The organism is Roseixanthobacter finlandensis (genome assembly GCF_043195105.2).
Lineage (GTDB): Bacteria > Pseudomonadota > Alphaproteobacteria > Rhizobiales > Xanthobacteraceae > NCEH01.
In genome coordinates, this window is record NZ_CM195536.1 from 5,169,969 (window position 1) to 5,182,278 (window position 12,310).

Below are 12,310 nucleotides of genomic sequence, written 5' to 3' on the forward strand. Positions count from 1 at the left end.
CAGTTTCAAGTCCGGCGATGAGACCGGAAACAAAGGCGCCAGGGTGGGGAGATGCGAGCATGGCGGCACGTCTGATGCCCGGGCTGGAACGTCGGCTGCGCGCCGAGACCACCGGCGACGTGCTGTTCGACCGCTTCAGCCGCGGCCGGTATGCGACCGACGCCTCGGTCTATCAGATGATGCCCGTGGGCGCGGTCGTGCCCCGCTCCGTGGACGAGGCGGAGCGCGCCATCGCCTTGGCGCGGGAAGAGGGCGCCCGCGTTCTGCCGCGCGGCGGCGGCACCTCCCAATGCGGCCAGACCCTCAATGATGCGCTGGTGGTGGATTGCTCCAAGCATCTCACGCGCATCCTTGACTTGGATGTGGAAGGCCGGCGCTGCGTGGTCGAGCCAGGCATCGTGCTGGATGAATTGAACCGCCAGCTGAAGCCGCACGGCCTGTGGTTCCCGGTGGATGTCTCCACCGCCTCGCGCGCCACCATCGGCGGCATGGCGGGCAATAATTCCTGTGGTGGCCGCTCGCTGCGCTACGGCACCATGCGGGACAATGTGATCGCGCTCGACGCCGTGCTGGCCGATGGCACGCCCGCCCATTTCGGCGCCGTCTCCCCCAATCTGCACGAGATCGAGACCGGCTCGCCGCTGCTGCCGCTGGCGCAGGACCTGCTGGCACTCGGCGCCCGCGAGGCGGACGAGGTCGCGGCCCGCTTTCCCAAGGTCCAGCGGCGTGTCGGCGGTTATAATCTCGACGCCTTGCTGCCGGGCAAGCCGCTGAACCTTGCTCATCTGCTGGTGGGCTCGGAAGGCACGCTCGCCTTTTCCACCCGCATCGAATTGAAGCTGTGGCCGGTGCTCGGCAAGCGCGCGCTCGGCGCCTGTCATTTCGGCAGCTTCTACGCGGCGATGGACGCCGCCCAGCATCTGGTGAAGCTGAAGCCCATCGCGGTGGAACTGGTGGATTCCACCTTGCTCGCGCTCGCCTCCGACATCGCCATGTTCCGCCCGACGCTGCACCAGTTCGTGCGCGGCACGCCGGAAGCGATTTTGCTGGTGGAGTTCGCGGAGAGCGAAGCGGAAAACGCCCTGCGCCTGGAGCGCCTGCACCAGCTGATGGGCGATCTCGGCTTCGGCTGGGATCGTTCGGGCGCCAAATGGGGCGGGGTGGTGGATGTGCTGAACCCGGCGCTCCAGGCGGCCATCGCCGATGTGCGCACGTCCGGCCTCAACATCATGATGTCCATGAAGGAAGCGGGAAAGCCGGTGTCCTTCGTGGAAGATTGCGCGGTGCCGCTGGAGCACCTCGCCGAATATACGAACCAGCTGACGCAAGTGTTCGAGAAGCACGGCACGCGCGGTACTTGGTATGCCCACGCCTCGGAAGGCTGCCTGCATGTGCGCCCGGTGCTCAACCTGCGCCAGGACAAGGATTTGAAGGCCATGCGCGCGATCGCCGAGGAGGCGTTCGCCTTGGTGAAAGCCTATAAGGGCTCCCATTCCGGCGAGCATGGCGACGGCATCGTGCGCTCGGAATTCCACGAGACCATGTTCGGCACCCGCCTCGTGAACGCCTTCACTGAGGTGAAGGACCGGTTCGATCCGCACGGCCTCTACAATCCCGGCAAGATCGTGCGGGCGCCGAAGTTCGATGATCGCAGCGTCATGCGCTACGGCCCCGGCTATGCCGGCCGGCCCATGGAAACCCGGCTCGACTGGTCGGCCTATTCCGGCACCGGCGGCGGGTTCCAGGGCGCGGTCGAGATGTGCAACAACAACGGCGCCTGCAGGAAGCTCTCGGGCGGCACCATGTGCCCGTCTTATCGCGTCACCCGCAATGAGAAGGACGTGACGCGCGGCCGCGCCAATACGCTGCGCCTCGCCATCACCGGCCAATTGGGGCCGGATGCCTTCACCTCCGACGCCATGGCCGAGACGCTGAAGCTGTGCGTGTCGTGCAAGGGCTGCCGGCGCGAATGCCCGACCGGCGTCGACATGGCCCGCATGAAGATCGAGGTGCTGGCCGCGCGCGCCGAAAAATACGGCCATTCCCTGCGTGACCGGCTGGTGGGGTGGCTGCCGCGCTATGCCCCGCTCGCGGCGAAGCTCGCGCCGCTGCTGAATTTGCGGGATCGCCTGCCGGGCGCGGCGCAGCTGTCGGAAAAACTGACCGGCTTCAGCGCCCGCCGCCGTCTGCCGCGCTGGCGGCGCGACGTGTTCGCGCCCAAGGGCGGCATGTTCGGTGATCCCGACGGGCGGGAAGTGGTCCTGTTCGCCGACACCTTCAACCGCGCGTTCGAGAAGGAGAATCTCGACGCGGCGCTGGAGGTGCTCGTCGCCGGCGGCTACCGGGTGCATCTCGCCCTGCCGCCGGCCGGCGAGCGGCCCTTGTGCTGCGGGCGCTCGTTCCTGTCGGTCGGACGGCCGGATCTTGCGAAGGCCGAGGCCGAGCGGGTGATTGCCGCGCTCGATCCCTTCGTGTCGCGCGGCGTGCCGGTGGTGGGGCTGGAGCCGAGCTGCCTGCTCACCTTCCGCGACGAGGTGCCGGCGCTGCTGAAAAGCCCGGCGGCGGAGCGGCTTGCCGCCCATGCTTTGCTGTTCGAGGAGTTTTTGGCCCGCGAGCACGACCAGGGCCGTCTTTCCTTGCCGCTCGGCGCGATCGAGGGCAGCGCTTTGCTGCACGGCCATTGCCACCAGAAGGCGTTCGCCGCCATGGGCGCGGTGGAAAAGACGCTGCGCCTGGTGCCGGGGCTGAAGGTGGAAACCATCGAATCCAGCTGCTGCGGCATGGCGGGCGCGTTCGGCTATGGGGCGGACACGATCGACGTGTCGCTGGCCATGGCGGAACTTTCGCTGCTGCCGGCGGTGCGCGCGGCGGGCGAGGACACCATCCTCGTCGCCGACGGAACCTCCTGCCGGCATCAGATCGCGGACGGCGCCAAACGCTCCGCGATCCATGTCGCCCGTCTCCTCTCGCGCAGCCTCGCGGCCGGCGTGGAGCAGAAGCGGGAGGCGCAGGAGGCCGCGCAATAGGTGCGTGCGTAACCAGCTTCAAATCAACAGCCGGAACGAGCGTCGCAAAGGCGCCGGAAACCAAGGAGGAAGCCATGTGGAGTGCCGAGCTTAAACGCGGTGCCGTCGCCGCCATCTTCGCCGGCGGCCTGTGCGCCGCCGCCCCCGCCCTCGCCTGGGAGCCGACCAAGCCCATCGAGATCATCGTCCCGGCCGGCGCCGGCGGCGCCACCGACCAGATGGCGCGCATGATCCAGGCCGCCGTGCAGAAGAACAATCTGCTGAAGGTGCCCACCGTGGTCTCGCTGAAAGGCGGCGCCTCCGGCGGCGAGGGCCTGATGGACATGAAGGCGAGCGCGGGCGATCCCTACAAGTTCATCATCGCCCAGTCGTCGATCTATACGTTGCCGTTCTCGGCGAAACTGCCCTTCTCCTGGAAGGACATGACGCCGGTGGCGATCATCGCGCTGGATGAATTCGTGCTGTGGGTGAATTCGGGCGCGCCCTACAAGACCACCGCCGAATTCGCCGCCGCCGCGAAGAAGGCCGGCACCGAGACCCTGCGCATGGGCGGCACCGGCTCCAAGCGCGAGGACCAGATCCTCACCGCCGCCATCGAGAAGGCGACCGGCGCCAAGTTCGCCTATATCCCCTACAAGTCTGGCGGCGAGGCGGCGACGCAATTGGTGGGCAATCACACCGAAGCCAACGTCAACAACCCGTCCGAGAACGTCGCCCAATGGCGGGCCGGGCAGGTGCGGGCGCTGTGCCTGTTCGACACCAGCCGCCTGCCCTATGACGAGAAGGTCACGCCCGACATGGCGTGGAAGGACATTCCCACCTGCAAGGAAGTCGGGCTCGATATCGACTACACGATGTTGCGCGGCATCTTCCTGCCTGGGAAGGTCACGCCCGATCAGGTGGCCTTCTATCAGGATCTGTTCCGCAAGATCGCGCAGACGCCTGAATACAAGGATTACCTGAAGAACCAGGCGCTGAAGGCCGCCTATATCGAGGGCGAAGCCATGACCAAGTTCCTCCAGGAGGACGAGGCCCGCCACAAGGCACTGATGACCGAGGCGGGCTTCATCGCCGCGCACTGATGTCTGTGTGACTCCGGCGCAAAGCCCTCTCCCGCACGCGGGGGAGGGAGCTAACGCCAGCTTCCCCATCGGGGGATCCTTCACCCTTTTCTTCAGCGGAGCGCGCCATGTCCGCAGACCTCCATTCCTCCCCCGCGTCCGACGACCGGGCCGTGATTTCCCGCCGGGCCGTCGATCTCTCGGTTTCGGTGCTGCTGTTCCTGGTGGCGCTCGCGCTGGCCTATGACAATTGGCAGGTCGGCATCGCCTGGGCCCCGGACGGGCCGGAGGCGGGCTATTTTCCGTTCTATCTCTGCATGATCATGGCGGTGGCGTCCCTGGTCGGCGTGGCGCGCAGCCTCACCGATCCGGGCGGGCGGGACGGCTTCGTCACGCGCGGGCAGGCGCGCCGGGTGATGCAGGTGTTCGTGCCCACCTTGATCTTCGTCGCGCTGATCCAGCTGCTGGGCATCTATGTCGCCAGCTTCATCCTGGTGAGTGGCTTCATGATCTGGCTCGGCAAGGCGCCGGCTTGGAAGGCCCTGCTGACCGCCGCCATCTTCACCGCCTTCATGTTCTACGTCTTCGACGTGCAATTCACCGTCCTGATGCCCAAGGGTCCGCTCGAAGCGGCCTTCGGTCTCTGAGGAGTATCGACATGGACGCGCTCCTCTCCTTGATGCACGGCTTCGAAGTGCTGCTGACCTTCGACAAGATGCTGCTGATGCTGGTGGGCATTACGCTCGGCATCCTGGTGGGCGTGCTGCCGGGCCTCGGCGGGCCGAACGGCGTCGCCATCCTGCTGCCGCTCACCTTCTCCATGGATCCAACCTCGGCCATCGTGATGCTCTCCTGCCTCTATTGGGGCGCGCTGTTCGGCGGGGCGATCACCTCCATCCTGTTCAATATTCCGGGCGAAGCCTGGTCGGTGGCGACCACGTTCGACGGCTATCCCATGGCGCAGAAAGGCCAGGCGGCGGAAGCGCTCACGGCCGCCTTCACCGCCTCGTTCGTGGGCTCGCTGTTCGCGGTGCTGCTGATCACCTTTCTCGCGCCGAGCATCGCGGAATTCGCCATCTGGTTCGGGCCGCCGGAATTCTTCGCGGTCTATCTGCTCACCTTCTGCTCGTTCGTCGGCCTCGGCCGCGAGGCGAAGCACAAGATCGTCATCTCGCTCATCGTCGGCTTCCTGCTGGCGGCGGTGGGCATGGATACGGTGTCGGGCCAATTGCGCATGACCTATGGCTCGGTGGAGCTGCTGCGCGGGTTCGACTTCCTGGTGGCGGTGATCGGCCTGTTCGGCATCAGCGAAATCCTGCTCACCATGGAGGACCAACTGGCCTTCAAGGGGCAGAAGGCGGTGATCCGCATGAAGGTGGTGTGGGAGACATGGAAGACGCTGCCGCGCTATTGGGTGACGCTGCTGCGCTCCTCGATCATCGGCTGCTGGCTCGGCATCACGCCGGGCGGGGCGATCGCGGCGTCCTTCATGGGCTACAATCTCGCCAAGCGCTTTGCCCGCGACAAGGAAGGCTTCGGCCAGGGCCGCATCGACGGCGTGCTGGCGCCCGAGACCGCCGCCCATGCCGCCGGCACCTCGGCTTTGCTGCCCATGCTGGCGCTCGGCATTCCCGGCTCGGGCACGGCGGCGGTGCTGCTGGGCGGGCTGATGGTGTGGGGGCTCCAGCCAGGGCCGCTGCTGTTCACCGAGCATGCGGATTTCGTGTGGGGGCTCATCGCCTCCATGTATCTCGGCAATATCGCGGGGCTGATCATCGTGCTCGCCACCGTGCCGCTGTTCGCGGCGGTGCTGCGCGTGCCGTTCGCCACCATCGCGCCCATGATCATCGTGTCGTGCGCGGTGGGCGCGTTCGCAGTGCAGAACGCCATGTTCGATATCTGGCTGATGCTGGCGTTCGGCGTGGTGGGCTATGTGTTCAAGAAGCTCGATTATCCGCTGGCGCCCCTGGTCCTGGCCCTGGTGCTGGGGGACAAGGCGGAGGACGCCTTCCGCCAGGCCATGATCGGCGCGCGCGGCAATATGGGGGTGTTCTGGTCCAACGGGCTGGTGGGCACCATCACGACGCTGGCGCTGCTGATGCTGTTCTGGCCGGTCATCATGAAGCTGGTCGGCCTGGTGCGCGGGGACCGCGCGCCGCGCACCGCCTGATGCGAACGGCCCCGGTCTGGGACCGGGGCCGGGCGTTTTTGTTAACGGTAAGACCGGGCGAGGGTCACGCCGCCCCGTCCAGCAAAGCCAGCGCGGTGCCGGCGCCGATGCGCTCGCGCTCCGCCTCTGAAAGGCCGGGCACGGCGGCGAGGCTCTCCAGCGGGGTCTCGTCGCCCATGTCGAACGGCGCGTCGGTGCCGAGCACCACATGGTCCGCGCCCACCACGTCCACCAGATGGCGCAGCGCCTGCGGGTCGAACAGGATGGTGTCGAAATAGAGCGTGCGCAGCAGGTCGCGCGGCGAGGAGGTGGTGAGCGCCTTGGGCTCGGCGCGCACTTTCTGCCCGTGCACCAGGCGACCGATCTGATAGGGCAGATAGCCCCCGCCATGGGCCACCAGCAGCTTCAGCCCAGCGAGTTCGTCGAGCACGCCCGAGAACAAAAGGTTCGCCAGCGACACGGTGGTGTCGACGGGATTGCCCACGAGATTGGTGAGGTAATAGGCCTCCAGCCCCGCTTTCGCGCCCACATAATAGGGGTGGATGAACACCAGCACGCCGAGGTCGCGCGCCTTGCGCAGGAATGGGCGGAAGCGCGGATCGGCGAGCTGCACGCCCTCGATGGTGGTGCCGATCTCGACCGCGCGGAAGCCATGGGTCTTCACCGCCCGCTCCAGCTCCGCAACCGCCAGCTCGGGATGCTGCATGGGCACGCTCGCCATGCCGCGCAGGCGGTCCGGCGCGGTCGCGACCATTTCGGCGATGCCGTCATTGACGAGCCGAGCGGCGGTGGCGGCGAGCTCCGGCTCGGCCCAATAATAGAACATGGGCGGGGCGGTGGAGACGATGGAGAGGTCGAGGCCCTTGCGGTCCATCACCTTCAGCTTGGCGGCGGGGTCGATGAATTCCTCGAACAGGGGATAGACATAGCCCTGCTCGTGCACCATCCGCCGCTGCGCGCCCGTGCCCTCGACGCGGGCGGCAAATCCCTTGGGATCGGCGGCGATGGCGTCGAGAATGCGCGGGGGGATGACGTGGCTGTGGATGTCGATACGCATCACGAATACCTCTTTTCGACACCGTCTTCCGCGTACCAGTCGAACGGCGCATCGGAGAGGTTGACGATCACGTTCTGGATCTGGGTGTATTCCTGGTAGGCGATCAGGCCGTTCTCGCGCCCGATGCCGCTCATCTTGAACCCGCCCCACGGGGAGGAGGGATCGATGCGGTGGTGGTCGTTGATCCACACGATGCCGCTCTGCATGGCGTGGGCGACGCGGTGGGCGCGGGACAGTTCGCGGGTCCAGATGGAGGTCGCGAGGCCGAAGATGGTGCCGTTGGCGAGCGCGATCGCCTCCGCCTCGGTCTCGAACGGCAGCACGCACACCACCGGCCCGAAGATCTCCTCCTGGGCGATGCGCATGTCGTTGGTGACGTCGGTGAAGATGGTCGGCGTGAAGAAGAAGCCGGTGTCGAATTGCGCGCCTTCCGGCCGCCGCCCGCCCGCCGCCAGGGTCGCGCCCTCGGCGAGGCCGATGTTCACATAGCGCTCGGTCAAGGCGCGCTGCTTCTCGGAGACCAAGGGGCCCATCTGGGTCGCCGGGTCCTGGGGATCGCCGATGCGGATCGCATTGGCGCGGGCCACCAGCTTTTCCACCACCGCGTCATGGATCGAGCGGTGCACCACCAGGCGCGCGCCCTGCACGCAGGTCTGGCCGGCGGCGATGAAGGAGGCGAACAGGGTGGCGGAGACCGCCCGCTCCACATCGGTATCGCCGAACACCACGACCGAGGCCTTGCCGCCGAGCTCGGCGGAGACCTTGGTGAGGTTCTGCGCGGCGAGCGCCGCCACCGCCTTGCCGGTCTCGGTGCCGCCGGTCAGGTCGATCTTCTTGATGCGGGGATGGGTGGTCAGCGCATGGCCCGCGCTCGCGCCATAGCCGGGTACGACATTGTAGACGCCGTCCGGTACGCCGGCTTCCTTGAACACCTCGGCGAGCAGCAATGGCGTGATGGGCGCCAGTTCGCTCGGCTTGACCACCATGGTGTTGCCGGCCGCCATGGAGGGCGCCACCTTCTTCACCAGGATCAGCAGCGGGTGGTTCCAGGGCGTGACATGCCCCACCACGCCGAGCGGCACGCGCCGGGTATAGTTGAGATAATTGCCGCCGAACGGGGGGACCGTATCTTCATGGGTGCGGGCGACGGCGCCGAAATAGCTGAACCATTCCGGCAGGCGCGCCAGCTGGGCGGTCATCTCGCGCCGCGCGCGGCCGATCTGGTCCACCTCGATGCCGACGATCTCGGGAAGGCGCGCCTTCAGGATCGCCGCGGCGCGATGCATGATGTCGCCGCGCTCGGCCCCGGTGAGGCCGGACCAGATGGGGAAAGCGGCTTCCGCCGCCTGGACGGCGCGCTCGATGTCGGCGGCATCGCCTTCCGCGACGCGCCCCACGAGCGTTCCGTTCTTGGGATTGCGCACGTCGAGCACACGGCCCGAGGCCGAGGGCACATAGGCGCCGTTGATGTAAAGGCCGAGCGGTTCCGCTCCACCGGGGGTGAACATGGCACTCTCCTCGATCTGGGAAGGCGACGGGCTCAGAGCGGCCGCCGCGAGGCTTCGGTCATGATGTTGAGTACGGCGCTGCGGCCCGAGCGCACCGCCGCGAGCGCTTCAAGCAGCGCCGGTTCCACCTCGTCCATGCGGGTGACGCGCCGCCCGAAGGCGCCGCACGCTTCCGCCAGAGTCTCAAAGGCCGGCGACTGGGGCAGCAGGCTGCCCACATGGCCGAACTGCTCCTGCGCGCCGTCCGGGAAATCCTGGCGCGAGGCGAGGACCACCGAATTATAGCTCTCGTTGTTCAGCACGATCACCAGCAGCGGCACGCCGTTCTGCCGCGCGGCCCACAGGGCCGGCGTCGGTGCGCCGAACATGAAGGCGCCGTCGCCGACCACGGTCACCACCAGGCGGTCGGGATCGCCGAGCCGCGCGCCCAGCGAAGCGCCGAGCGCCCAGCCGAGATAGGAGCCGCCGTTGCGGAAATAGCTGCCCTCTTCGCCGGGCGTGAAGCCATAGGCGAAGGGATTGCCGGAGGTCACGGCCTCCTCGATCACCATCGCCTCGGGGGCGACGCGGGCCAGGATCGCACCGACTTCCATGGGCGAGATGGCGCCGCCGGAAAGCGCCGCCGCGCGCCGCTGGTCGCGGTCCGCCATCATCTTCTCATGGCGCGCCGCGATGTTCGCCTTGCGCGCCGCGAGGCGCGGATCGTCCGCGCGGGTGCGCGCGACGGCGATGAGGGCGTCGAGGGCGCGACCCACGTTCACGCTGTGCACCGTGTCGCTGGGAAAGCCCCAGGTGGTCCAGCGCTGCTGGATCGGATCATTGCCGATGTGGATGATGTGGACGTCGTCCTGCAAGGTGAGATCGGCGGGCACGAACGGCACGTCGTGATCCACCACCACCATCAGGTCGGCTTCCACCACCTGCTGCTCCGGGTTGAAGCCGAGGTGCTGGGGGTGCTCGAGCGGCGCGTTGAAGCGCCCGCGATATTCGGTGATGCCGGCGCCGGTCAGTTCCGCCAGCGCCACGAAGGCGCGGCGCAGTTCCGGCGTGCGGCCGACATAGGCGGTCACCAGCAGCGGATTGCGGGCGGCGATGAGGCGCTCGACGATCGCTTCCGCCTCGTCCGTGGAGAGCGTGCCCTGGCGCACGGAGCGGATGCGCGCCGGGCCGATGAGGCCGCCGTCGGCAAGCTCGCTCATCAGCGTCTCGCGCGGGAACGCCATGTAGACCGGGCCCTGCGGCTCGCTATTGGCGATCTGGAACGCGCGGTCCACGGCCGGGCCGATGGCGGCGGGTACGGAGATGGTCTGCGTCCACTTGGTGTAATTGCGCACCAAAGCGTGCTGGTCCGGCACGTCCTGGTGCCAATTGATGAATTTCGAGCGCCCGCCGGGCACCGAGGAATCCAGCGCGGACGGCGACATGCCGGCGCACAGCAGCACCGGGATCTGGGAGGCGCGGGCATCGTTGAGGGCGCCGGCGGCATTGGCCGTGCCGACGTCCACATGCACCAGCGCCACCTGGGCGCGGCCGGTGGTGAGATAGGCCCCTTGCGCTGCCGCGCAGGCAATCACCTCGTGCGGGCAGGTGACGAGCTTGGGCAGCTTCACCTGCTGGTGGGTCAGGCTGGCATAGGCTTCCTGGAGCGCCGGCGTATCGGTGCCGGGATTGATGAAGATGGCGTCCACGTCATGGAGCGCGAGGCCCCGCAGGAACCATTCCGCGACTGTCGGCATGTTCGGTCCTTTGAAAGTCAGTGCGTCTCGGCGGGGTGCGGCGGGGCGGGGGAGGCGCTCGCGCGTTCGGCGGCCACCCGCTGCACCATGTCGGCGGTGTCGCGGAAATGCTCCGTCAGCACCCGTTGCGCCGCGCCCACATCGCGGGCGCGGCAGGCCTCGTACAACGCCCAGTGCTGGCGCTGGGGCGTCTCGTATCCCGCGCTGTCGACCCAGATGCGCACGTAGCGTTCCACGTTCCGGCGCAGCACGTCGATCTGTTCCACGAGGCGCGGCCAGCCGCTGGCGGCATTGATGATGGAATGGAAGCGCTGGTTCAGCTCGCGCCAGCGCGCCCGGTCCTGCGGCGCATCCATGGTGGCCAGGATCTCGCCCATCTTGGCGAGCTCCTGGTCGGTGAGGTTGGGGACCGACCGCGTCAGAGCGAGGCATTCGAGGGCGGTGCGCATGGCGAACAGCTCCGCCACCTCCTCGGCCCGCAGCTGCGACACCTCGGTGCCGCGGAACGGATAGCAGGTGACGAGGCCCTCCACTTCCAGCACCTTGAGCGCCTCGCGCACCGGCATGCGGCTGCATCCGAGGTCGGCGGCGATGCGGTCCGGTTCGAGGCGCGCGCCGGGTCCCAGCCGCCCCTCGATGATCGCGTTGCGCAGCACTTGAAGCACCGCGTCCTTGCGGCTTGGAATGCTGCCGAGAAGCAGTTTCTCGCCGTCCGTCAGGCCCATGATGGTCGTCCTCGCTGGGGATTCATCCGCTCACTTCGCGTCTGGCGGGCGGTATCCCTGCTGGAGCGAAAAATCCACCGCCGCCTTGAGGTCGATCGGGGCCCGCAGCACCTTCCACTTGATCAGATCGTCCTCGGTGAGCTTGAGGAAATCCTCGGGAATGGTGCGCTGGTCCCAGCCCGCCTTGGCGTAGCCGAGCATGGCTTGGTCCACGGTGGTCTTGGCGCGGCGGGCGAGCACTTCGGCGGCGCGCTTGGGGTCCTTCTGGATGATGTCGAGCGCGGCGAGGTGCGCCCACACCACCTTGCGGGCCTCTTCGGGGTGGGCCTTGATGAAGTCTTCGTTCAGCACCAGCGCGTTGCGGTAGATCTGGCCGTTGGCGAACACCTCGCGCCAGTCCCACAGAAGCTTGGCCTGGCCCTTCTCGATCATCTGCGAGGCGTAGGGCTCATAGACGTAATAGGCGTCGATATCCTTGCGCTCGAGGGCGATGCCGGCCTCGGGCGGGGGCACCTGGATGAATTTCACGCCCTTGGGATCGATGCCGTGGCTCGGCAGGATGTGCTCGGCGGCGAGCAGGTGCATGGTATCGAGCTGGCGCACGATGCCGAAATTCTTGATGTCCTTCTCCGAGGCGAGGTCCTTGCGGGCCACCACGGTGGCCGAGCCGTAGCTGGAGGCACCGGCGATGACGATCGGCAGACCGCGCGCGCGATAGGTGAGGGCGGTGGCGATCTGGGTATAGGCCGCGTCCCATTCCCCGGTCTGGAGCACCTGGCTCACGCGCTGGGAGGAGCCGCTGTCGAATATCGGGTCGATGCCATAGGCCTTCCAGATGCCTAGTTCCTCGTCGAGGAAGGGCATCAGGTGATCCCATCCGGGATAGCCGGCGAAGATGCGCGGGCGATAGGGCTCGGCGGCGCTCGCCTGCGCCGCGCCGAACAGCGTGGCGGCGCATAGCGAGAGGGCTGCGATCAACCGCCCGGGTCGGAACGAAAATCCGTGCCTTGTCATGTCGGCTTTTCCT

General features: G+C 67.5%; 9 protein-coding genes. 4 read left to right on the plus strand and 5 right to left on the minus strand.

Going from position 1 to position 12,310, the window contains the following annotated elements:
- The first annotated feature begins 59 nt into the window (after positions 1–59).
- From V5G24_RS23985 to V5G24_RS24000, 4 genes are all read left to right on the plus strand, one after another.
- On the plus strand, positions 60–3,026 hold the full coding sequence (locus V5G24_RS23985; RefSeq protein WP_394084352.1) for an FAD-binding and (Fe-S)-binding domain-containing protein: 2,967 nt from the start codon (positions 60–62) through the stop codon (positions 3,024–3,026).
- A gap of 74 nt (positions 3,027–3,100) precedes the next feature.
- The gene (locus V5G24_RS23990; RefSeq protein WP_394084354.1) at positions 3,101–4,108 is read left to right on the plus strand and encodes a Bug family tripartite tricarboxylate transporter substrate binding protein; all 1,008 of its coding nucleotides are present in this window, start codon (positions 3,101–3,103) and stop codon (positions 4,106–4,108) included.
- Between the two features lie 107 nt (positions 4,109–4,215).
- Positions 4,216–4,734, plus strand: coding sequence for a tripartite tricarboxylate transporter TctB family protein (locus tag V5G24_RS23995; RefSeq protein WP_394084356.1), 519 nt, complete (start codon positions 4,216–4,218; stop codon positions 4,732–4,734).
- A gap of 11 nt (positions 4,735–4,745) precedes the next feature.
- Complete coding sequence (locus V5G24_RS24000; RefSeq protein ID WP_394084358.1) at positions 4,746–6,257, plus strand: tripartite tricarboxylate transporter permease; 1,512 nt, start codon at positions 4,746–4,748, stop codon at positions 6,255–6,257.
- A gap of 64 nt (positions 6,258–6,321) precedes the next feature.
- Here V5G24_RS24000 and V5G24_RS24005 read toward each other — a convergent pair whose 3' ends face one another.
- From V5G24_RS24005 to V5G24_RS24025, 5 genes are read right to left on the minus strand one after another with little or no spacing between them, the layout of a single operon-like run.
- Entirely contained in the window at positions 6,322–7,314 is a 993-nt protein-coding gene (locus V5G24_RS24005; protein ID WP_394084360.1) for an amidohydrolase family protein, read from the minus strand.
- The gene (locus V5G24_RS24010) at positions 7,314–8,822 is read right to left on the minus strand and encodes an aldehyde dehydrogenase (RefSeq protein ID WP_394084362.1); all 1,509 of its coding nucleotides are present in this window, start codon (positions 8,820–8,822) and stop codon (positions 7,314–7,316) included. Before V5G24_RS24010 ends, V5G24_RS24005 begins: the two co-directional genes overlap by 1 nt.
- A 32-nt stretch (positions 8,823–8,854) precedes the next feature.
- Positions 8,855–10,558 (minus strand): thiamine pyrophosphate-requiring protein, encoded by a 1,704-nt coding sequence (locus tag V5G24_RS24015; protein ID WP_394084364.1) that lies wholly within the window; start codon positions 10,556–10,558, stop codon positions 8,855–8,857.
- Between the two features lie 17 nt (positions 10,559–10,575).
- The gene (locus V5G24_RS24020; RefSeq protein ID WP_394084366.1) at positions 10,576–11,283 is read right to left on the minus strand and encodes a GntR family transcriptional regulator; all 708 of its coding nucleotides are present in this window, start codon (positions 11,281–11,283) and stop codon (positions 10,576–10,578) included.
- A gap of 30 nt (positions 11,284–11,313) precedes the next feature.
- Positions 11,314–12,297 (minus strand): ABC transporter substrate-binding protein, encoded by a 984-nt coding sequence (locus V5G24_RS24025; protein WP_394084368.1) that lies wholly within the window; start codon positions 12,295–12,297, stop codon positions 11,314–11,316.
- Between the last annotated feature and the right edge of the window lie 13 nt (positions 12,298–12,310).

Excerpts from the sequence above, each read along its gene's own strand:
- V5G24_RS23985 (WP_394084352.1), top strand. The coding sequence starts at position 60 with ATGGCGGCACGTCTGATGCCCGGGCTGGAACGTCGGCTGCGCGCCGAG.
- V5G24_RS23990 (WP_394084354.1), top strand. The coding sequence starts at position 3,101 with ATGTGGAGTGCCGAGCTTAAACGCGGTGCCGTCGCCGCCATCTTCGCC.
- V5G24_RS23995 (WP_394084356.1), top strand. The coding sequence starts at position 4,216 with ATGTCCGCAGACCTCCATTCCTCCCCCGCGTCCGACGACCGGGCCGTG.
- V5G24_RS24000 (WP_394084358.1), top strand. The coding sequence starts at position 4,746 with ATGGACGCGCTCCTCTCCTTGATGCACGGCTTCGAAGTGCTGCTGACC.
- V5G24_RS24005 (WP_394084360.1), bottom strand. The coding sequence starts at position 7,314 with ATGCGTATCGACATCCACAGCCACGTCATCCCCCCGCGCATTCTCGAC.
- V5G24_RS24010 (WP_394084362.1), bottom strand. The coding sequence starts at position 8,822 with ATGTTCACCCCCGGTGGAGCGGAACCGCTCGGCCTTTACATCAACGGC.
- V5G24_RS24015 (WP_394084364.1), bottom strand. The coding sequence starts at position 10,558 with ATGCCGACAGTCGCGGAATGGTTCCTGCGGGGCCTCGCGCTCCATGAC.
- V5G24_RS24020 (WP_394084366.1), bottom strand. The coding sequence starts at position 11,283 with ATGGGCCTGACGGACGGCGAGAAACTGCTTCTCGGCAGCATTCCAAGC.
- V5G24_RS24025 (WP_394084368.1), bottom strand. The coding sequence starts at position 12,297 with ATGACAAGGCACGGATTTTCGTTCCGACCCGGGCGGTTGATCGCAGCC.